Annotated in this window: 12 protein-coding genes; 8 read left to right on the top strand and 4 right to left on the bottom strand. The window is 63.3% G+C overall.

Annotation, left to right across the window (positions count from 1 at the left end):
* The 3 genes from FXB38_RS37255 to FXB38_RS37245 all read left to right on the top strand — a co-directional run bounded on the left by FXB38_RS37255 (nt 1) and on the right by FXB38_RS37245 (nt 3,951).
* Nucleotides 1–789: an ABC transporter ATP-binding protein gene (locus tag FXB38_RS37255; RefSeq protein WP_148755913.1), complete on the top strand. Its 789-nt coding sequence runs from the start codon at nt 1–3 to the stop codon at nt 787–789.
* Between the two features lie 49 nt (nt 790–838).
* Entirely contained in the window at nt 839–2,677 is a 1,839-nt protein-coding gene (locus tag FXB38_RS37250) for an AMP-dependent synthetase/ligase (RefSeq protein ID WP_148755912.1), read from the top strand.
* Between the two features lie 74 nt (nt 2,678–2,751).
* Nucleotides 2,752–3,951 carry an ABC transporter substrate-binding protein gene (locus tag FXB38_RS37245; protein ID WP_148755911.1) on the top strand — a complete coding sequence of 400 codons (1,200 nt, stop codon included), beginning with the start codon at nt 2,752–2,754 and terminating at the stop codon, nt 3,949–3,951.
* Nucleotides 3,952–4,111: 160 nt separating this feature from the next.
* On the opposite strand, the gene FXB38_RS37240 is transcribed toward FXB38_RS37245, so the two are convergent.
* Together FXB38_RS37240 and FXB38_RS37235 are read right to left on the bottom strand one after the other, a co-directional pair.
* Complete coding sequence (locus FXB38_RS37240; protein ID WP_148755926.1) at nt 4,112–5,254, bottom strand: lysozyme inhibitor LprI family protein; 1,143 nt, start codon at nt 5,252–5,254, stop codon at nt 4,112–4,114.
* An 86-nt stretch (nt 5,255–5,340) separates the two neighbouring features.
* Nucleotides 5,341–6,093 (bottom strand): transglutaminase-like cysteine peptidase, encoded by a 753-nt coding sequence (locus FXB38_RS37235; protein WP_148755910.1) that lies wholly within the window; start codon nt 6,091–6,093, stop codon nt 5,341–5,343.
* Between the two features lie 619 nt (nt 6,094–6,712).
* On the opposite strand from FXB38_RS37235, the gene FXB38_RS37230 reads away from it, so the two are divergent.
* A complete protein-coding gene (locus tag FXB38_RS37230; RefSeq protein WP_148755909.1) occupies nt 6,713–13,771 on the top strand; it encodes a VCBS domain-containing protein in 7,059 nt (2,352 codons plus the stop codon).
* Here FXB38_RS37230 and FXB38_RS43265 read toward each other — a convergent pair.
* Nucleotides 13,764–13,934 carry a hypothetical protein gene (locus FXB38_RS43265; protein WP_187435416.1) on the bottom strand — a complete coding sequence of 57 codons (171 nt, stop codon included), beginning with the start codon at nt 13,932–13,934 and terminating at the stop codon, nt 13,764–13,766. The genes FXB38_RS37230 and FXB38_RS43265 overlap by 8 nt on opposite strands.
* Between FXB38_RS43265 and FXB38_RS37225 the strand changes: the two genes are divergently transcribed.
* Nucleotides 13,933–16,164, top strand: a complete 2,232-nt coding sequence (locus FXB38_RS37225) for a CHASE2 domain-containing protein (protein WP_148755908.1) — start codon at nt 13,933–13,935, stop codon at nt 16,162–16,164. The two genes, FXB38_RS43265 and FXB38_RS37225, sit on opposite strands and share 2 nt — an antisense overlap.
* A 207-nt stretch (nt 16,165–16,371) precedes the next feature.
* On the opposite strand, the gene FXB38_RS37220 is transcribed toward FXB38_RS37225, so the two are convergent.
* Nucleotides 16,372–17,967, bottom strand: coding sequence for an ABC transporter substrate-binding protein (locus FXB38_RS37220; RefSeq protein ID WP_148755907.1), 1,596 nt, complete (start codon nt 17,965–17,967; stop codon nt 16,372–16,374).
* Nucleotides 17,968–18,180: 213 nt separating this feature from the next.
* Between FXB38_RS37220 and FXB38_RS37215 the strand changes: the two genes are divergently transcribed.
* From FXB38_RS37215 to FXB38_RS37205, 3 genes are all read left to right on the top strand, one after another.
* Complete coding sequence (locus FXB38_RS37215) at nt 18,181–19,839, top strand: ABC transporter substrate-binding protein (protein ID WP_148755906.1); 1,659 nt, start codon at nt 18,181–18,183, stop codon at nt 19,837–19,839.
* Between the two features lie 146 nt (nt 19,840–19,985).
* The gene (locus FXB38_RS37210) at nt 19,986–20,939 is read left to right on the top strand and encodes an ABC transporter permease (RefSeq protein WP_148755905.1); all 954 of its coding nucleotides are present in this window, start codon (nt 19,986–19,988) and stop codon (nt 20,937–20,939) included.
* Between the two features lie 4 nt (nt 20,940–20,943).
* Nucleotides 20,944–21,846, top strand: a complete 903-nt coding sequence (locus FXB38_RS37205) for an ABC transporter permease (protein ID WP_148755904.1) — start codon at nt 20,944–20,946, stop codon at nt 21,844–21,846.
* The last annotated feature ends 54 nt before the right edge of the window (nt 21,847–21,900 follow it).

Genomic DNA, 21,900 nt, shown 5'->3' with positions numbered 1-21,900 from the left:
ATGGATGCGACCCCGGCACCCGACATCATCCTGAAGCTCTCCAACATCGAGAGCTATTACGGGCCGATCATGGCGATCCGCGGCATCTCGCTCGAAGTGCCGCGCGGACGCATCGTCACGCTGCTGGGCGCCAACGGTGCCGGCAAGACCACGGTGCTGAAGACCATCTCGGGCATTCTCGATCCGCAAAAGGGCTCGATCGAGTTCATGGGCAAGCCAATCCAGCGCATGGAGGCCGATCGCATCGTTCGCCTCGGCCTCAGTCATGTGCCGGAAGGGCGCGAGGTGTTCCCGTTCCTCTCGGTGCGCGAGAATTTGATGATGGGCGCCTATCCGCGCCGGGATAGCGACGGCGTCGCCGAGGATCTCGAGCGGGTCTACGGATACTTCCCACGGCTTAAGGAGCGCATCAACCAGCCGGCCGGCCAGCTCTCGGGCGGCGAGCAGCAGATGCTCGCGATCGGCCGCGCGCTGATGAACCGGCCGACGCTGTTGCTGCTCGACGAGCCGTCGCTCGGCCTGTCGCCGATCCTGGTGAGGGAGATCTTCACCATCATCCGCCGCGTCAACGAGGAGCAGGGCATGTCGATCCTGCTGGTCGAGCAGAATGCGCGCGTGGCGCTGGAGACGGCGCACTATGGTTACGTGCTGGAGATCGGGCGCGTCGTGATGAACGACAGTTGCGACCGCTTGATGCATTCCCAGGACATCCAGGAATTCTACCTTGGCGCCAAGGAAGCCGGCGCACGAGGCGAGCGGCGCTGGAAAAAGAAGAAGACCTGGCGATGATACTTGGCGATGAAGCGTTTGCGTTAAGGCGACAACCGAGGAGACGCGCATGGCCCGACCGGCGGTGCTGACGGTCGCTGATACGATCGCGAGAAGTTTCCTGCGCGCAGCAGAGGTGCGCGGCGACAGGCCCGCGATCCGTGAGAAGACATTCGGCATCTGGCAGCCGACGAGCTGGCGCGAATGGCTGCAGATCTCCAAGGAGATCGCCTACGGCCTCCATGCGATCGGCTTCAAGCCAGGCGACGTCGGCTCCATCGTCGCCAACGCCGTGCCCGAATGGGTCCATGCCGACATGGGAATCCTGTGCGCCGGCGGTGTCTCCTCCGGCATCTATCCGACCGACGCGTCGGCCCAGGTCGAATATCTCCTCAACGATTCCGCCTCGCGGGTGATCTTCGCCGAGGACGAGGAGCAGCTCGACAAGATCCTCGGCTGCCGCGCACGCTGCCCCAGCCTGCAACGGATCGTCGTGTTCGACATGGAGGGCCTCAGCGGCTTCTCCGACGACATGGTGATGTCGCTCGACGAGTTTCGCGCGCTCGGCCGCAACCACATGGTCGGCCGCGAGGCGCTGTGGCAGGAGATGATCAATTGCCGCAGCGCCGGCGATCTGGCCATCCTCGTCTATACGTCCGGCACGACAGGCCCGCCCAAGGGCGCCATGCATGCCAACCGCAGCGTCACGCACCAGATGCGGCATGCCAACGACTTCATTCCGGCGCGCGAGGACGAGGACCGGCTGATCTTCCTGCCGCTCTGCCACGTCGCCGAGCGCATCGGCGGGTACTACATCTCGGTCGCGCTCGGCTCGGTGATGAACTTTGCCGAGAGTCCGGAGACCGTGCCGGACAATCTGCGCGAGGTGCAGCCGACCGTGTTCCTCGCCGTGCCGCGCATCTGGGAGAAATTCTATTCGGTCATCACCATCGCGCTGAAGGACGCGACGCCGCTCCAGCAATGGGTCTATCGCCGCGCCATCGGGATCGGCTATCGCATGGTCGATTGCCGGATCGAGGGCAAGGCGCCGTCGCTGGTGCTGCATCTCGCCAACCTCGTCGCTTACCAGCTCGCCTTTCGCAACATCCGCCGCATGATCGGGCTCGACCGTTGCCGTATCGCCTTCACCGGCGCGGCGCCGATCGCGCCGGATCTGATCCGCTGGTATCTCGCGCTCGGCATCGACATCCACGAGGTCTACGGCCAGACGGAGAATTGCGGGGTTGCGACCATGATGCCGGGGTCGCGCATCAAGCTCGGCTCGGTCGGCACGGCGGTGCCTTGGGGCGAGGTCGCGCTGTCGCCCGACGGCGAGATCCTGATCAAAGGCGACTTCCTGTTCATGGGCTATCTGAACCAGCCCGAGAAGACGGCCGAGACCATCGACCACCGCGGCTGGCTGCACACCGGCGACGTCGGCACCATCGACAATGAGGGCTTCGTCCGCATCACCGACCGGATGAAGGACATCATCATCACCTCCGGCGGCAAGAACATCACGCCGTCGGAGATCGAGAACCAGCTCAAATTCTCGCCCTACATCTCCGACGCCGTCGTGATCGGCGACAAGCGGCCCTATCTCACCTGCCTTGTGATGATCGACCAGGAGAATGTCGAGAAATTCGCCCAGGATCACGACATCCCTTTCACCAATTACGCCAGCCTGTGCCGGGCCAGCGAGATCCAGAACCTGATCTGGCACGAGATTGAAGGCGTCAACGCGAACGTCGCGCGCGCCGAGACCATCAAGAAATTCCACCTGATCGAACGCCAGCTCACCCCGGAGGACGAGGAGCTGACGCCAACCATGAAGCTGAAACGCAATTTCGTGAACAAGCGCTACGCCGCAGAGATCGACGCAATGTATCTCGCGCGCGCGGTGGCTTAGTGCGCAAAGAAAATCAGCGAAGGAATGATGGCCCCGCCCTTCGCATCATACGGGCCCAAGGAGAGGAGACGTCAATGTCGAAATCGTTGAAGGCGTTCGGCCTTGCTGTGGGCGCGCTCGCGCTCACCTGTCAGCCGTCCCTAGCGCAAACCAAGGTCACCAATGAGGGCATCTCGGCGGGCGAGATCGTCATCGGCACTCATCAGGATTTGTCGGGCCCGATCAAGGTCTGGGGCGTGCCGGTCTCCAACGGCATGAAGATGGCGGTCGAGGAGATCAATGCGGCCGGCGGCATCCAGGGGCGCAAGATCAAGATGATCCTTGAAGACAATGGCTACGATCCGAAGAAGGCGGTGCTCGCCTCGCAGAAAATGGTCGAGCGCGACAAGATCTTCGCGATGATCGGTCCGATGGGCTCGCCGACGGTGCTGGCCGCGCAGGACATCCTGTTCGACGCCGGCGTGCCCCAGCTGTTTCCGCTGACGGCTGCCGAGTTCACCTTCAAGTTCGATCCGGCCAAGCCGCAGGAGCGGCTCAAGTTCAATAACCTGCTGCCTTACGTGGAGAGCACCCGCGCCGCGCTGAAATACATGGTGGAGTGGAAAGGTTTTCAGAAGCCCTGCATCATGCATCAGGACGACGAGTACGGAAAGAATGTGCTCGACGGCTTCAACCAGCAGCTTGCCGCGATGAAGATGCAGCCCGCCTCGATCACGAGCTACAAGCGCGGCGCGTCCGACTTCAGCGCGCAAGTGGCCAAGATGAAGTCCGACGGCTGCGATCTCGTCGTGCTCGGCACCGTGATCCGCGAGACCATCGGCGCGATGGGTGAAGCCAGGAAGCTCGGCTGGGACGTCACCTTCCTCGGCGCCACGCCGACCAACGTGCTGGAGGTCCCGACGCTGGGCAAGGAGGCGGTCGAGGGTCTCTATGCGGCCTCGGGCTTCGAGATTCCCTATGAGGACACTGCCAAGGGCAAGGTCCACGACTGGCTGATCAACTACAAGAAGATGTTCAACACCGACGCCAACACGCAGGCGATCATCGGCTACAACGCGGTGATGACGTTTGCGTTCTATGCCGACAAGGCCGGCAAGGATCTGACTGGACAGAAGATGCTGGACTCGCTCGAGTCCGGTGACAAATTCCTCGACATCTTCAACTCACCGCCGACCAAATTCTCCAAGACCGACCACCTCGCCAACACCATCACCCAGGTGCAGCAGGTCAAGGGTGGCCGCTGGGTGCTGGTGAAGGACAATCTGATGTTTTGATCTCTTGCCTCTCCTCGCAAGCGGGGAGAGGCCGGAATTTGCGAGAGCAAATTCCGGGTGAGGGGGCTCTCCGCGAGTCCAGCTCTCGCCGTGATCGCGGTGACAGCCGCTCACCCCGGCCCTCTCCCCGCCAAGAGCGGGGAGAGGGAGAGGAAAGCAACTACGATCCCCCGCCCGCAGTGCCCGAGTTCACCGGCGCCAGCTCGTCCTCGCGGCAACGCCAGCCGTCGGCAGCTTTCACGAAGGCAAAGGTCCGCTGGATCCTCAGGCGGCGCGTGACATTGAAGGCTGCTGCGGAGCGCTCCTTGTTGGTCGCTCCTGCTTGCGGACGGCCGGTGCTGGCGTCCCAGCAGGTGCCGGTGCAGGTCGAGGCGACCTTGCTACAGGTGGTGAACGGCGCCAGCACGACCATCTCGATCTCGCCCGTGACCTGCGCCTCCTGACCGGTCACCTGGCTGTCGATGGCGTCGACGCGGTTGATGCGGAGGAAATTGCCGCACGAATTGGCGGCGTGGATGCGCGCGGCGCAGAAATCGACGGCATCGGTATCGGGCTCCCTGGCTGCGACCTGCCGGCCGAACACCTTCTTCGGATCGCCCCTGGCGGCCGCGATCTCGTCGGTCCTGCGCTTCAGATGGTCGGCGAGGCAATCTTCCGCGGAGCCAAGCTCCTGAGGTGGCACGTTCTCCTTCCCGACCAGATTGCACTTGCGATCGCGCTCTCGCGTCCAGCGACCGTATTCGGCGAAGGCAAAGCGCGCCGCGGTCGGGTCCAGCTTGCCGATCAGGCCAAGCACCTGGCTGTTGAGCTCGGTCTCGGTGAGCGCCAGCGATGGATCCGCGCAGATCAGCGCGCCGGCCGCGGTGTTGGCCGCAAGGCAGTCGAAATCCGGATCTCGCACGATCGCGGCCCGTTCCTCCGTCACCTTGAGAAGGCAGGCCTTCACCCGGTCGAAATCGTCGGCGTGGATCGCGGTCTGGCCGACGATGCCGCAACCGAGATTGCGCTGGCGGATCCAGATCGCATTCTCCTCGATTGCAGGCAGGCGATCGGGCAGGCGGGCGAGCCGCGCCTCGATGGCGGCGTTGAGCTTCTCGGCGGCGACAGACAGTTCGGCATCACCGCAGAACAATTGATTGCCGGGGTCGCGGATCTGCTGGCAGTTGTTCCCAGCAAACAGCGGCAGCCTGTCGGCAACGGAGCGGTCGGATGGGCCGGATTGCGCAAAGCCTGGCGCGACCGGCAATGCCAGCATTGCCGGCAACGCCAGCCGTGCAAGCACACTCAGCACGATCAACCGCATTCCAATTGCCCCCAGCCTGGCCAAGGCCATGCTAGCGTCTCGGATCGTGCGGCGAAATGGGTTTGTGGCGGGGAGTTACAGCAAGATCAGCGCGCGTCGGCCTCGGCCGACACCATCGACACCCGCTGACTCTCGCCCCGCACGGGTTCGCCGGCATATTTCAGCACGGCGGATTGGTAGAGCACATAGAGCGGCTGGTAGTTGCGCGCGTCGTCATCCTCGACCATCGCCATGTGGCGGTTGTCCAGCATCAGCCAGTGGCCGTCGAGCTTTGCCGAGGCGACCGCATGGCCTTCACCGTTGCGGGTGTCGCGCACCACAACGAGGCGGAGGTCCTCCGCGGCGACGCCGGCAAGCCGCAGCGCGGCCAGCTTGGCGATGGCGTAATCCTCGCAATCGCCGGCGCCGCGCTGGAAGGTCTCGATCGGCGAGCTCCAGATGTCCTCGGCACCATCATTTTCGGAGCGGATGGCGAGGTTGATGGCGCGGTTGGTCTCGCCGATCAACGCGCGGCCGTCGCGGGTGCGGGCCTGATCGATGATGGCGAGCAGCTTCAGCGCCGCGGGCGAGGCGCAATTGTCGCGGTCGCCATCGCACAGCGCGAGCTGCACCATGTCGTCGTCGAGCTTCTCCTTCAACGCGAACCATTTCTGCCGCAGGCCACCGGTGGAAATGGCGAAGGCGAACACGCCGAACGGCTCGGCAGATTTGCGCACGAGCACGCCTGCGCCGGGCGACAGCAATGTGCCGGCACGAAGGTCGGCAGCCGACCCGAGCAGGATCAATCCGCACAGGACAACGATAGCGCGCCAGGCGCGCGAGCGAGCAGCGGTCTCCATCTGACATCCCCTTATCCGGGCTTCGCCAGGTCCCCCTCGACCTTGACGTGCCGGGCTTGTTGCTTTCGCGGAGATAGTGCGAGCTGGGCCGTTTTGTTCTGCTTAACGCGCTTGGGCGGGACGCCAAAACCAAGGGGCAGGCTGAACCGGGCCTGCCCAACTTGCGTAAAATTTTACGATTTGCCGGCTAAGAGGAGCCTCGCTACCGCGAAATCGATTAAACTGCAGGCAGAAGTTGTGGGTGGCCCGATTCTGCACCTATGGCTAACGACCCGCTATTTCACGGGCTCTGTTAGTTGGATCACAGATTTAACTCCGTATTTGCCGCAGGATGTTGCGGGGCACCACGAAGAAAAGATGACACAAGTATCTGGCGCCGGATCTGTACGACCGATTACTTTGGACGACTGGAAATGTGCGCAATAAGCCGGATTCGACTTCAAAATATTCGAAAAAATACTTCGTCTTATCCATCGATGTCGCCGTAGGCATAGTCGTCGGCAGCCAAGTGATGCGAAATCACACAAGCAATAGATGGTTTCGCTAAGGACTTGGTAATGCTATGCAAGCTTAGGCGCTCGATACTTACTTAGATTTTAACCCTTTTTACGGTGCCCGATTGAATTACGCTGGCAAATTTGACGGCGCGCTCTCCTTGGATAGCCAGGGTTCCCGTTCGCCCGCCTCCCATCACGTCGATTCCTTTACCGCCAAATCCTTTACCGCCACGGGGCATGGCCACGTGCCCGAAGGCGCGGTCGTCATTCCCGACCCCAACCTGATCTTCAACGGCGAGTTCAAGCGCACGGGTGTTGATCTCGTGCTGTCGCACGATGGCCATGAGTTCGTTGTTCACGATTATTTCAGGGGCGACAAGCGCGCGGCGATCGCCTCGCCCGACGGCGCCCATCTCACCGGCGACATCGTCAACGCGCTTACGGGGCACGTCCAGTATGCGCAGGCCGCGCCCGGTGCCGCCGCGGCGCAGGTCATCGGCCACGTCACCAAGCTGACCGGCAGCGCGACCGCGATCCGCAACGGCGTCTCGGTCATCCTGAACAACGGCGACAATGTCGAGAAGGGCGACGTGGTCTCGACCGGCTCGGATTCGACGCTTGGCGTCACCTTCATCGACGGCACCGTGTTCGGCCTGTCCTCCAACGCGCGGATGGTGCTGAACGAGATGGTCTACGACCCCAACGGGTCGAACAATTCCTCGCTGCTCAGCCTGGTCGCGGGCACCATCACCTTCGTCGCCGGCGAGACCGCCAAGCACGGCGACATGAAGATCGACACGCCGGTCGCCACCATGGGCATCCGTGGCACGGCCGTGCTGACCGAGATCAATTTCGTCGTTCCCTCGGGCGGCGGCGATCCGCAGCCGCAGGCGAACTTCCAGGTGCTGGTCGAGCCGAACGGCACCACCGGCTCCTACATCCTGTTCGACAAGCTGACGCTGCTGCCGATCGCGACGGTCAACCAGGCCGGCCAGATGATCCAGATCAGCGGCGGCAACGTCTCAATCACCAACGGGCTGCTGTCGCCGGACGTGCAGAAGCTGATCACGGACGTGTTCACGCTGAAGTTCACGGACAACAACACCAACACCAAGCTGACCACGAACTTCACCGACAGCATCACGCAGAACGGCAACATCGTATTTATCAAGACGGACACCGGTGCGACAGCGACCGCGACCTTCACCAACACGGTCAACAATGGTAGCGGCTCTGGGCAAGGCGGGACGGACAAGGGGGCCGATCGTTTTCCCGGACCGCCACAGGCGCGCAGCCTCGATGCCAACGGCAATGTCACGTCATCGTTCTCGCTGAAAGAGCACGCGAACGCGACCGCCGATCACGCAGACACAACCGGCGACACCGTGGGTGCTGACACGGTGTCCGGCCGGATTACTTTCGTCGATCTCAATCTCGGCGACCGGCCGACGGTTTCGGTGAATCTCGCTCAAGCGCCGAACTTCGTTTACGAGAACGCCGGCCAGCAGGATGTCACCGGCTCGCTCACCGCACTGCAGAAGCAGGACATCGCAGCGACGCAAATCCAGATCGGCGTTGTCGCCGACGGGGCCAACAACAACAACGGTTCCGCGGTCTGGACCTACACGATCCCCGACCACGTCTTCGACTTCCTGGCCGACGGCGAGACGTTGACGCTGACCTACATGGTGCGCATCGACAACAATTTCTCGGTCAACCCTGAAACCACGTTTATCCCGATCACCATTTCGATCACGGGCACCAACGACAAGCCCACCATCGCGACGTCTGGTGGAACCGTCATCGAGAAGGTCGGGACCGGCAACGAGGCTCTGGACACTATCACGGGCGCCGTCACCTTCACCGACGTCGATTTGACAGATCGGCCGATCGTGAGCGCGGCGCTCTCGTCCGCCCATCCGTTCAAATATCTCGACGCGCATGGCAACGATGTCACGGCGACGTTGACGCCTGAGCAGAAAGCCGCGATCGCTGCCGTCGAGGTTCCGCTCAGCGTGGTGCAGGGCGCGGGAAATGCCAATAACGGCTCGGCCACCTGGACCTACAGCGTCACTGACCACCTTTTCGATTTCCTCGCAGACGGCGAGACGTTGGTCCTCAATTACGTGATCCAGGTCGATGACGGGCACGGTGGCGTCGTCAGCACGCCGATCACCGTCTCCATCAATGGCGCTGACGTCAGCGTCGAGGGCACCAACGACGTGCCGACGATCGTCGGCGCATTAACGACTGTGACCGGTGCGGTGAAGGAAGATGCGGCGGCTACGCTGTTGGCGGGCGGCACCATTACCTTCAACGATCCCGACCTCACCGACACGCACACCGCGGGTTTCGTTCTGAAGTCCACGACGTCAAGCGCGCATCTGCCCGGTTTCAGCGACGGCACCTCGCAGATCGGCGCGTTCGCCCTCACCGCGGTGAGCGAGAGCCCCGGTGTCAGCACGGTCGGCTCCCTGGGGTGGAGCTTTACGCTCGATGACAGCGATCCGGTGCTGCAGTCGCTGGCCGAAGGCCAGACCATTACCCAGATTTACACCGTCACCGTCGACGATCATCACGGAGGAACGGTCACCCAGGACGTCACGGTCACGATCACTGGCACCAACGACGTTCCCACCATCACGAGCAGCAACGCCGACGCAACGGGCGGCGTCACCGAGGACGCCGCTACGCCGACGCTGTCGACCGGCGGCACGCTGGCGATCCAGGACCTGGACCTGATCGACACCCACACGGCGGCGGCGGTGTTCAAGTCGTCGGCATCGAGCGCGCATCTGCCGGGCTTCACCGAAGGCACCACGAACATCGGCACCTTCACGATCGACCCGTCGGTGACCGAGTCCAGCAGCGACACCAACAATGGCGCGACGCTGGGCTGGCACTTCAGCCTCGCGGACAACGACCCGGTGCTGCAGTCGCTGGCCCAGGGCGAGACCATTACCCAGGTCTACACCGTCACCTTCACCGACAATCACGGTGCGACGGTGACCCAGGACGTCACCGTCACCATCACCGGCACCAACGACACGCCGACCATCACCAGCAATGCTGCGGCCGCGGCGGGCTCGGTGACCGAGGATGCCGCTACGCCGACGCTTTCGACCAGCGGCACGCTGGCGATCCAGGACCTGGACCTGATCGACACCCACACGGCGGCGGCGGTGTTCAAGTCGTCGGCATCGAGCGCGCATCTGCCGGGCTTCACCGAAGGCACCACGAACATCGGCACCTTCACGATCGACCCGTCGGTCACCGAGTCCAGCAGCGACACCAACAATGGCGCGACGCTGGGCTGGCACTTCAGCCTCGCCGACAACGACCCGGTGCTGCAGTCGCTGGCCGAAGGGCAGACTATCACCCAGGTCTACACCGTCACCTTCACCGACAATCAGGGTGCGACGGTCAGCAAAGACGTCACGGTCACGATCACAGGCACCAATGACGTTCCGACCGTTACGAATAGCGAGGCGGCGGCAAAGGGCGCGGTGACCGAAGATACGGGGTTGACGCTGCTGGTTGGCGGGACACTGGCGATCCAGGACCTCGACCTGATCGATACCCATACGGCAACGGCAGCGTTCAAGTCGGCGACATCGGATGCGCATCTGCCTGGCTTCAGCGACGGTACCTCGCTCGGCACCTTCACGATCGACTCGGCGGTGACCGAGTTCAACACCGACACCGACAACAGTGCGACACTGGGCTGGCACTTCAGCCTCGCCGACAATAGCGCAGTGCTGCAATCGCTGGCCCAGGGCCAGTCGATCACCGAGGTCTACACCGTCACCATCACGGACGATCATGGCGCGCACGTCTCGCAGGACGTCACCGTCACGATCAACGGCGCCAACGACGCGCCGACGATCACGAGCGGCGAGGCAGCGGCAGAGGGCGCGGTGACCGAGGATGATAGCGCGACGCTGTCGATCGACGGCACGCTTGCGATCCAGGACCTCGACCTGATCGACACACACACAGCGGAGGCCGTGTTCAAGTCGTCGACATCGAGCGCGCATCTGCCCGGCTTCAGCGACGGTACTTCGCTCGGCACTTTCACGATCGACTCTTCGGTGACCGAGTTCAGCACCGACACCGACAACAGCGCGACGCTGGGCTGGCACTTTAGTCTCAACAACAATAGCGCCGTGCTGCAATCGCTGGCCCAGGGCCAGTCGATCACCGAGGTCTATACCGTCGCCTTCACGGACGATCATGGCGCGCACGTCTCGCAGGACGTCACCGTCACGATCAACGGCGCCAACGACGCGCCGACCATCACGAGCAGCGAGGCGGCAGCAAAGGGCGCGGTGACCGAGGATGCGAGCGCGACGCTGTCGATCGACGGCACGCTTGCGATCCAGGACATCGACCTGATCGATACGCACACTGCGGCGGCGGTGTTCAAGTCGTCGTCCCTCAGCTCGGCGCTGCCGGACTTTGACAGCAACTCGCATATCGGCAGCTTCACGATCGATCCGTCGGTGACCGAATCGAATAGCGACGCCAGCAATGGCGCGACGCTGGGTTGGCATTTCTCGCTCGACGACAGCGACCCGACGCTGCAGTCGCTCGCCCAGGGCCAGACTATCACTCAGGTCTACACCGTCGCCTTCACCGACAATCACGGCGCGCACGTCTCGCAGGACGTCACCGTCACCATCACAGGTACAAACGACGCGCCGACATTGGCCGACGTCACCGCTGGAGCGCTCACGGACACGGCTGCGACCGACACCTTCTCCGATCTCACCGGCACGCTGGCCGGGGCCGATGTGGATAACGGTGAAACGGCGACGCTGGTCTATTCGGCGGTCGGCGCCGACAATCATGGCTCCGTGGCGGGCCATTACGGCTCGCTGACGGTGAACGCCGACGGCACGTACGACTACGCCCCCGACGCGGCCGCGATCAACGCGCTGTCGGCCGGACCCTATGCCGATACGTTTACGGTCCAGACCGCGGACGCGCATGGCGCGACCGGCACGGCGACATTCACCGTGAACGTGACCGGTGCCAACGACGTGCCGACGATCTCGAACGCGACGCTCGATGCGGTCAGCGAGGATGCTGTGGCCCCGGCCGGATCCACCGTGGGCGCGCTTTTCACAACCGGTTTCCACGACGCTGATGCCGGTGCGAACCTCAAGGCTGTCGCAGTTACCGCCGACCACGCCGACGAATCGCAGGGCGTCTGGCAATACGAAGTTGCCGGCAGCAATCAGTGGATCGACATCTCCGGCGTCAGCGACACCAGCGCCCTTGTGCTCGCTACCGACGCGCTGATCCGTTTCGTGCCGGCCGCAAACTACAGCGGCGTGCCTGGCGGTCTCGATGTGCATGCGCTGGACGACACGTATAATGGTGGCAGCAGCGGCCTTAGCCCGGTTTCGATCGACATCGCCGCGGTTGGCTCCAGCGTGTCCACCACGGCGGCCACGCTCAACACCGAAGTCGCACCGGTCGCCGATCCGCCGGCGTTCGAGGCGCTGGCGGTGAATTACCTTGCCGACAGCCTGACCGGCATCAGCATTGACAACTCCCATTGGAACGTCGTGCTGCCGTCGGTGCCCGGCACCGACGACGATGCGTCGGTCACGCCGACCGCCAATGGCGTGGTCCTGCACGATCACGGCTACCTGGAGACGACCTCCGGCTTTACCCCGACGGCCGCCACGCCGCTGCATGCCAGCCTGAGCTTCAGCCTCGACGACGGGGTCGGTCCCTATGTCGCGGTCACCGATGGCACCGACGGGACGACCGGCACGTACGGCTCACCGGCCAACGGTCTGTCCTTCATGTTCGGCTGGGGCAATGGCCTGATTATCACCAACAACGCCACGGGCGCGAACGTCAACCTCTCGGCGAGCCTCAGCCAGGGCACCGTCTACGACGCGATCATTACCGACGACGGCTCACATCAGACCGTCGTGATCGTCGATCACGGCACGGGCCAGACCGTCGGCACCTACACATCCGATTTCACCGACTATGCCGCCGGCAATCTCGTCACCATCACCAACCGTGAGGCCAACGACGGCCAGCACGACGCGACCGTCAGCAATGTCACGATCTCCAATGCTTTCGAGGGCGAACACGGCACGGCGATCGCTCTTCCGAGCCTCACCGCCGTCATCGATACCGACGGGTCGGAGCACATGTCGCTCGACCTGTCCGGCTTCCCGGACGGAACGACGTTCTCGGTCGGGCAGGCCGGAATCGGCGACGAAGCCGGCCACTGGCTGGTCAGTGCGCCGGATATCGCCTCGCTCGGCACGTCCGCGCTGACCCTGACGACGCCAACCGATTACGCCGGCGAGTTCAGCCTGCATGTGAGCGGCACCGTGGTCGATCGGGCGACCGGTCTCTCAGGGCCGCTAAGCGACACCGAGACGTTCACCAACGATGTCGCCGTCAAGGTCGACGGCGCGCCCGCAGGCGGGCCCGTCATCGACACCGACCATTTCTACGTCTCGCATGATCGAGAGCTCGGCACAGACACCATCACCAATCTCTCGGTCACCGACTCCGATTCCGGCGCGTCGACGGACGAGTTTAAGGTCACGGCAGTCACCGTGCATGCGCCGGGCAGCAGTGTCGATCTGTCACCGAGTTGCGGCACGCTCGACGACATCAATACGGCCTTCGAGAACGGTGTCACCTACAGTGCCGGCGAAACGCCGCCGGACGCCGACCAGATCACGCTGACGGTGACGGACAAGACCACCGGTCTCTCCGACACCGTCAACTTCATCTTCAACGAGGGCGACGCCAGCCATGGCGTCACGCTGAACGGCACCAGCGGCAAGGACGTCATCTTCGCGACGACGACCGGCGACACGCTGTCCGGTGGCGGCGGCAAGGACCAGTTCGTCTTCGCGCCGGGCTCGGCCGGGTATGACGACGAGAGGCATCCCGTGGCCGACTACGCGCACACCATCACCGATTTCATCGAAGGCGTGGACAGGATCGACCTGCGCCAGTTCTCGGGCGTCAGCTCCATCGGCAACCTCAGCATCACCCAGCAGAACGGCGAAACGTTGGTTGCGTGGCAGCAGCAGATCGGCGCGGGCGATAGTTCGGTCACCGAGCATGAGCAGCTGTTGCTGAAGAGCATGACCGCGACACTCAAGGCCAGCGATTTCATCTTCCATATCACCTGACGGGTTCCGCCTCCGGCGTGCGGCCGGCTTGCGGGCGATGAACGCACATCTTGACCGCGGCAAAAAATCCATAATCCTTCGTCCTGGGGAATAGCCAATCGCGCGCCGAGGCCCCATGATCGGCCTTGAAGACGTGATGCGCGGCAGGAAGCTCGACTGACATGAAACGTCTCAAAATCCTGCGACGGTGGTTCGCGCGAAAGTTCGGCTTTGCGCGGCTGGTGTGCCTTGCGCTGCTGATCGTCTTTGCGGGCTTGCGCGTCTGGGATCCGCCGCCGGTGCAGGAATTGCGGCTGCGCACCTTCGACCTGTTCCAGCTGGTCGATCCCCGTCACAAGACGGTGCGGCCGGTCACCATCGTCGACATCGACGACAGGAGCCTCGCCAGGTTTGGCCAATGGCCGTGGTCGCGGACGCGGATCGCGGACATGATCGTCAACCTCACCAGCAACGGCGCAGTGGTGATCGGCTTCGACGTGGTGTTTTCCGAGCCCGACCGGCTCAATCCGGAACTTGTCGCCAACCAGATGCGATATCTCGACGACGCCACCCGCACCAAGCTGCGTGAGTTGCCGAGCAACGACCAGATCCTCTCGGAAGCGATCAAGGGCTCGCGCGTCGTTCTCGGCGAAACCGGACTGCCGGAGGTCGGATCCGTGCTCGACAAGACGCTGCCCTTGATCGGCGTGGCGACGGTCGGCGAGGAGAACGCCGAAAAATTTCTGTTCGAATTCCCCGGCCTGCTGCGCAACGTGGCCGTCATCGAGAAAGTTGCCGCCGGTCGTGGCCTGTTCTCCATCAAGACCGAGCGCGACGGCTTTATCCGCCGCGTGCCGATGATCATGCGCGCGCAGGGCAACATCATGCCCTCGCTCAGCCTGGAGATCCTGCGGGTCGTCACGGGAACGCCGACGCTGCTGGTTCGCACCGACAAGACCGGCATCCGCGCCATCCGGCTCAAGGGCGTCGAGATCCCGACCGACAAGAACGGACAGCTCTGGGTGCACTACGCCCGCCGCGATCCCTCGATCTATGTTTCGGCAGCCGATGTGCTCGATAACACCGTGCCGCCGAGCAAGATCGCCGGCAAGCTGGTGTTGATCGGCACCTCCGCGGCGGGGCTGAACGACATCAAGACCACGCCGGTATCCTCGACCATGCCGGGTGTCGAGATCCACGCCCAGGTGCTCGAAAGCGTGTTGAGCGGCGCCGTCATCTCGCAGCCGAACTACGCGCTCGGCGTCGAGCTGCTCGCCGCACTGATCATCGGCATCCTCGTCATCATCTTCACGCCGAATCTCGGCCCCGTCCGGCTGGTGATCGCGGGCGCGATGTTCGCCGCCATCCTGGTCGGCACGTCCTGGTTCTTCTACTGGAAATACCGCTACCTCATCGATTTCACCTATCCGCTGCTGTCGACCACCGCGATCTACCTGACGTTCATCTTCTCGAGCTTCGTGCGCGAGCAGCGGCAGCGCGTGCAGATCCGCGGCATATTCGCGCAATACATGTCGCCCGTGCTGGTCGAGCAGCTCGCGCAATCGCCGGAGAAAGTCGTGCTCGGCGGCGAGGAGCGCGAGCTGACGATCATGTTTTCCGACGTGCGCGGCTTCACCTCCATCTCGGAAAGCTACAAGCACGATCCGCAGGGCCTGATCACGCTGATGAACCGCTTCCTGACGCCGCTCACCGACGTGATCATCGAAGAGAAGGGTTACGTCGACAAATACATGGGCGATGCCATCATGGCATTCTGGAATGCGCCGCTCGACGATGCCGAGCACCAGGTCAACGCCTGCGAGGCCGCGATCCAGATGCTCGAGAAGATCGACGTGGTCAACAAGGAGCGCGAGCAAGAAGCCGCCGAGGGCGGCCACGTCTATATCCCGCTCAACGTGGGCATCGGTCTCAACACCGGCATCGGGGTGGTCGGCAACATGGGCTCCGACCTGAAGAAGAACTATTCGGTACTCGGCGACAGCGTGAACCTGGCGTCACGCCTGGAAGGCCAGACCAAGGAATACGGCTTTCCGATCATCGTCGGCTCCCGCACGGCGCTCGCCGCCAAGGACAAGTTCGCAATCCTCGAGCTCGACTTCATCATGGTCAAGGGCAAGAGCGAGCCGGAGGTGATCTATGCCATCGCCGGCCGCGAGGACGTGATGCAGTCGGCCGCGTTCCAGCGCCTGCGCAACATCACCATCGAGATGCTCGGCTGCTACCGCAACCGCGACTGGCACGGCGCACTCGAGGCCATCGAGCGCGGCCGCCGCAGCGAGGACGCCGACACGCTGGAAAAGCTGTTCAAGCTGTACGAGGCGCGCATCAAGGATTTCAAGATCGATCCGCCGCCGGAAGGCTGGACGGGAGCGTTTGCGCTGCTGACGAAGTAGGGCTGCGAGTGTGTGGGCTCCGTGGTCGCCCATACACTCCGTCATTGCGAGCGGAGCGAAGCAATCCAGAGTGTCTCCGCGGATGCAATTCTGGATTGCTTCGCTCCGCTCGCAATGACGAGACTGTTGAGGCGTTTGCGCGCAATAGCTCACGGCGGTCGTCCCGGCGAAGGCCGACACGACCGCGTTCATGAGGCGCGCGCCGTCTCACTCCACCCCGATCGTCGTCAGGTCCTGGAACCAGTGCTGCGCCTGGACGAACTGCTTCACCTTCGGCGACAGCGCGTGCGGGTTGGTGTCGTGGACGACCCAGACCAGCGCGGCATCGTCGACGATCAGGGCGTGCGCCTGCGCGATCAGATCGTCCTGCTTGGCGGTGTCGAAGGTCTGCTTGGCCTCGTTGATCAGCGCGTCGACTTCAGGGTTCTTGTAGCCGCCCCAGTTGACGCCGACCGGTGCGATCTGGTCGGAGGCGAAGAAGCGGACGATGGCGTAGAGCGGGTCCGAGGTGACATAGGCGATGTTGTTGGCGGTGATGCCGGCGTTGATCTCGTCGGCCGCGCCCTTGCGCCAGTGCGTATAGAGCGTCTCGAGCTCGACCACCTTGAAGTCGATGTCGATGCCGATCTCCTTGAAGCTTTGCTGCAGGAACTCGTTCATCGGCAGCGACAGCATCTGGCCGGTGCCGCCCTGCGCGATGACGAAAGTGGCTTTCAGCGGCTTCGCCTTGGAGTAGCCGGCCTCCTCGACCAGCTTCTTGGCGGCCGCGAGATCATACTTGATGTCGAAGCTCGGTTTGCCGAACCACGGGCTCGACGGATCGACCTGGCCCTTGGCGGGTTTGGCCAGCCCATTCATCAGGCCGACGACCTCATCGCGGTTGATCGCGAGGTTGAGCGCCTTGCGCAAGCGGATGTCGGTCCAGGGCGAGCCCGGCAGCACGCTCAGATGATAATTCCACACATGCGGCGTGACGTTGTCGACGATCCTCATGCCGGCCGCTTTCAGCTGCGGCACAGCATCGGGCGCCGGCGTCTCAATCAGGTCGACTTGCCCTGCGAGCAGCGCGTTGGTGCGGGTCAGCGCTTCCGGCATCGGCACCAGCACGATCTTGTCGACCTTGGGAATGCGCTTCGTGTTCCAATAGTCCGGATTCTTGCTGAGCTCGGCGAGCTCGCGCGGCACCAGTTTTGTCAATTTGAACGGGCCGGTGCCGGAGGGTTGACTGGCGAACTTGTCCCAATCCTTGCCGAGCTTCTCGTATTGCGCGGGGCTCGAGACCAGGAACCACAGCATCTGATAGGGGAAGAAGGAATCAACCTTCTTGGTGGTGATCTCCACGGTGGAATCGTCGATCTTGGCGTAGCTCGCCACCGAAGGCAGCCGCGTCTTCACCTGCGCGCTCTGCCGCTTGTCGAATTGCGGCGCCTTGTCGTTGAGCACCTTGTCGAGATTCCAGATCACCGCATCGGCGTTGAATTCGCTGCCGTCGTGAAACTTGACGCCCTTGCGAAGCGTGAAGCGCCATTTGGTCTTGTCGGTGTCGTCGACCTTCCATTCCGTCGCGAGTCCCGGCACCAGCTTGCCGGGACGGTCGGCAACATCCATTTCCCACGCAACCAGCGGATCGTAGATCGTATAGGCGGTGAACTGATAGGCGCCGGCGCCGCGATCGGGCTGACCCGTTGTCAGCGGAATATCCGCCATGGAGATGCCGTAGCGCACCACCGTTTCAGCGCGCGCCGGGATTGCGAATGACGCCAGCACAAGCACGGCGAGACAAGTCGATAATCGGATACGCATGGCCCAAAGCTCCAAGGGAAAATTCATGGGAGAATTCGGAGCCAAACGTGCAATCTTGATGCCAGAATAGGCAGTGCGATGCCTCCATGGCCGCTCGATCACAAGGACTTGTCGTCGCAGGGGCAATTTGCAGAATAAGTTTCCCCATTGGCATAGCCATTGCATACGTTTGCATCAAAATTAATCATCGAAAGCCGCAAAAGGACCGAGGCAATGCTTATCAAGACCACCACCCGCGCAGCGCTGATTGCGGCGCTGGCCCTGACGACTGCGGCTGCGTGGCCGCGCGCGGCCAGCGCCGAAACCGTGCTGCGCATCGGCATGACCGCTGGCGATATTCCGCGCACGCTCGGTCAGCCCGATCAGGGTTTTGAAGGCAATCGCTTCACCGGCGTCACCATGTATGACGCGCTCACGGGCTGGGATCTCTCCTCCGCCGACAAGGCCAGCGTGGTGATCCCCGGCCTCGCCACCGAGTGGAAGGTCGACGATGCCGACAAGACCAAATGGACCTTCAAGCTGCGCCCCGGCGTCACCTTCCATGATGGCACGCCGTTCAACGCCGACGCGGTGGTCTGGAACGTCGACAAGGTCCTGAAGCAGGACGCGCCGCAATTCGATCCGAGCCAGGTCGGTGCCACCGCCACGCGGATGCCGACGCTCGTATCCGCCAGGAAGATCGACGACATGACGGTCGAGCTCACCACCAAGGAGCCCGACAGCTTTCTGCCGATCAACCTCACCAACCTGTTCATGGCGAGCCCGGCGAAGTGGCAGCACTTCTATGACAAGGCCGAAGGCGCCGATGCCAAGGCGAAGTCGCAGGCCGCCTGGACTGCCTTTGCCAAGGACGCCGCAGGCACCGGCCCGTGGAAGATGGCGAGCTTCACGCCGCGCGAGCGGCTCGAGCTGGTGAAAAACGCGGATTATTGGGACAAGGCCCGCGTGCCCAAGATCGACAAGATGGTGCTCGTGCCGATGCCGGAGGCCAATGCGCGCACTGCGGCGTTGCTCTCCGGACAAGTCGACTGGGTCGAGGCACCGGCGCCGGATGCGCTGCCGGAGCTCAAGCAGCGCGGCTTCAAGCTCTACGCCAACGAGCAGCCGCATGTCTGGCCGTGGCAGTTCTCGCGCGTCGAGGGCTCGCCCTGGAATGACATCCGCGTCCGCAAGGCCGCCAACCTCTGCGTCGATCGTGAAGGCCTCAAGGACGGGCTGCTTGCGGGTCTCATGGTGCCGGCGACCGGCACCTTCGAGCCCGGTCATCCCTGGCGCGGCAAGCCGACCTTCGAGATCAAGTATGACAAGCCGGCAGCGCAGAAGCTGATGCAGGAGGCAGGCTTCGGTCCGAACAAGAAGCTGGCGGTCAAGATCCAGACCTCGACCTCCGGCTCGGGTCAGATGCAGCCGCTGCCGATGAACGAATATCTCCAGCAAGCACTTGCCGAATGCTATTTTGACGTGCAGCTCGACGTCATCGAGTGGAATACGCTGTTCTCCAATTGGCGGCGCGGTGTCAAGGATCCCAGCGCCAATGGCTCGAACGCGACCAACGTCACCTATGCGGCGATGGACCCGTTCTTCGCGCTGGTGCGCTTCCTGCAATCGAGCATGGCGCCGCCGGTCTCGAACAATTGGGGCTTTATCAACAATCCCAAGTTCGACGAGCTGGTGAAGAAGGCGCGGCAGACGTTTGATCCAGCCGCGCGTGACGCCGCGCTCGCCGAGCTGCACGCGGCCTCAGTCGACGATGCAGCCTTCCTCTACGTCGCCCACGACGTCGGCCCGCGCGCCATGAGCCCGAAAGTGACAGGTGTGATCCAGCCGAAGAGCTGGTTCATCGACTTCTCGCCGATCTCGATGACGCCGTGAGGTGATCACTCTATCTATCCGTCATGCCCGGGCTTGACCCGGGCATCCACGTCTTTCTTGCTTCGTCTTTCTAAAGAGAAGAACGTGGATGGCCGGGACAAGCCCGGCCATGACGGCATCTACGCGCCAACCTGAGTAAACCCGACGTGCTCGCCTACATCGCCAGACGCATCGTCTATGTCATCCCGATCGTCATCAGCGTGGCGCTGGTGTGCTTTTTGCTCGTGCATATCACGCCGGGCGATCCGCTGGTCGCGGTGCTGCCGGCCGATGCCTCGCAGGAGCTCGCGGCGCAGCTGCGCGCCGCCTACGGTTTTGACCGGCCGCTGCCGGTGCAGTTCGGCCTGTGGCTGCTGCGCGCGCTGCATGGCGACCTCGGCAATTCCATTGCGACGGGCCGCCCCGTGCTCGCCGAGGTCATGCGCGCGGTCGGTAACACCGTCACGCTTGCGATTGCAGCCGCCATCATCGGCTTCACCATGGGCATCCTGCTCGGCCTGATCGCCGGCTATTTCCGCGAGACCTGGATCGACAAGCTCGCGACCTCCTTTGCCATCGCCGGCGTCTCGGTGCCGCATTACTGGCTCGGCATGGTGCTCGTCATCATCTTCTCGGTGGAGCTGAACTGGCTGCCCGCGGTCGGCGCCGGGCCGAACGGCTCTAGCTCCTGGGCCTGGGATTGGGCGCACCTGAAATATCTCGTGCTGCCGGCGATCACGACCTCGGTGATTCCGATGGGCATCGTCACCCGCACCGTGCGCGCGCTCACCGGCGATATCCTTTCGCAGGATTTCGTCGAGGCATTGCGCGCCAAAGGCCTGCACGAAACCGGCGTGTTCCGCCACGTCATCAAGAATGCCGCGCCGACCGCGCTCGCCGTGATGGGACTTCAGCTTGGCTACATGCTTGGTGGCTCGATCCTGATCGAGACCGTGTTCTCCTGGCCGGGCTCGGGCTTTCTGCTCAACTCCGCGATCTTCCAGCGCGACCTGCCGCTGTTGCAGGGCACGATCCTGGTGCTGGCGCTGTTCTTCGTCTTCCTCAACCTGCTGGTCGACATCGCGCAAGCCGCGATCGATCCGCGCATCAAGCGGGGCTAGCGGGATGAGCGAGCTTCCATTGTCCGCGACCGCAGATGCCGCGCTTCAGGCCGCGCCTGCGACCAAGGCACGCGGCTATTGGGCGACGGTCGGCCGGCGCATCCTGCGCGACAAGGTCAGCATGGCCTGCGCGCTGGTGTTGCTGCTGATCTTCGTCTCCGCGATCCTTGCGCCCTGGCTTGGTCTCGAAGATCCCTACAAGGGCTCGATGATCCGCCGCCTGCGCCACATCGGCACGGCAGGCTATCCGCTCGGCACCGACGAGCTCGGCCGCGACATGCTGGCCCGGTTGATCTATGGCGGGCGGCTGTCGCTGGTGATCGGCATTTTGCCTGTCATCCTCGCCTTTGGCATCGGGACTTCGCTCGGGCTTGTCGCCGGCTATGTCGGCGGCAAGCTCAACACCGCGATCATGCGCACGATCGATGTGTTCTACGCCTTTCCCTCCGTGCTGCTGGCGATCGCGATCTCCGGCGCGCTGGGCGCCGGCATTCTCAATTCCATCGTGTCGTTGACCGTCGTGTTCGTGCCGCAGATCACCCGCGTTGCCGAAAGCGTCACCACCGGCGTGCGCAACATGGATTTCGTCGAAGCCGCGCGCGCCTCCGGCGCCGGGCCCTTCACCATCATGCGCGTGCACATCCTCGGCAACGTGCTGGGCTCGATCTTCGTCTATGCCACCAGCCTGATCTCGGTCTCGATGATTTTGGCGGCAGGCTTATCCTTCCTCGGCCTCGGTACAAAACCGCCGGAGCCGGAATGGGGCCTGATGCTGAACACGCTCCGCACCGCGATCTACGTCAATCCCTGGGTTGCGGCATTGCCCGGCGCGATGATCTTCGCGGTGTCGATCTGCTTCAACCTGCTTTCGGACGGCCTGCGCAGCGCCATGGACATCAGGAACTGAGATGATGATGCAGAAGAGCAATGGCGCGGCATGGGAGGTCGTCATGCCCGGGCT

The organism is Bradyrhizobium cytisi (assembly GCF_008123515.1).
In the GTDB taxonomy this organism is placed as follows: domain Bacteria; phylum Pseudomonadota; class Alphaproteobacteria; order Rhizobiales; family Xanthobacteraceae; genus Bradyrhizobium; species Bradyrhizobium cytisi.
This window is presented reverse-complemented; position numbering and strand designations above follow the sequence as displayed.

What these genes read in the sequence shown, in the direction of transcription:
- FXB38_RS37250 (WP_148755912.1), top strand. Translation starts at nt 839, where the DNA reads ATGGCCCGACCGGCGGTGCTGACGGTCGCTGATACGATCGCGAGAAGT.
- FXB38_RS37205 (WP_148755904.1), top strand. Translation starts at nt 20,944, where the DNA reads ATGAGCGAGCTTCCATTGTCCGCGACCGCAGATGCCGCGCTTCAGGCC.
- FXB38_RS37235 (WP_148755910.1), bottom strand. Translation starts at nt 6,093, where the DNA reads ATGGAGACCGCTGCTCGCTCGCGCGCCTGGCGCGCTATCGTTGTCCTG.
- FXB38_RS37225 (WP_148755908.1), top strand. Translation starts at nt 13,933, where the DNA reads ATGAAACGTCTCAAAATCCTGCGACGGTGGTTCGCGCGAAAGTTCGGC.
- FXB38_RS37215 (WP_148755906.1), top strand. Translation starts at nt 18,181, where the DNA reads ATGCTTATCAAGACCACCACCCGCGCAGCGCTGATTGCGGCGCTGGCC.
- FXB38_RS37240 (WP_148755926.1), bottom strand. Translation starts at nt 5,254, where the DNA reads ATGCGGTTGATCGTGCTGAGTGTGCTTGCACGGCTGGCGTTGCCGGCA.
- FXB38_RS37255 (WP_148755913.1), top strand. Translation starts at nt 1, where the DNA reads ATGGATGCGACCCCGGCACCCGACATCATCCTGAAGCTCTCCAACATC.
- FXB38_RS43265 (WP_187435416.1), bottom strand. Translation starts at nt 13,934, where the DNA reads ATGTCAGTCGAGCTTCCTGCCGCGCATCACGTCTTCAAGGCCGATCAT.
- FXB38_RS37220 (WP_148755907.1), bottom strand. Translation starts at nt 17,967, where the DNA reads ATGCGTATCCGATTATCGACTTGTCTCGCCGTGCTTGTGCTGGCGTCA.
- FXB38_RS37245 (WP_148755911.1), top strand. Translation starts at nt 2,752, where the DNA reads ATGTCGAAATCGTTGAAGGCGTTCGGCCTTGCTGTGGGCGCGCTCGCG.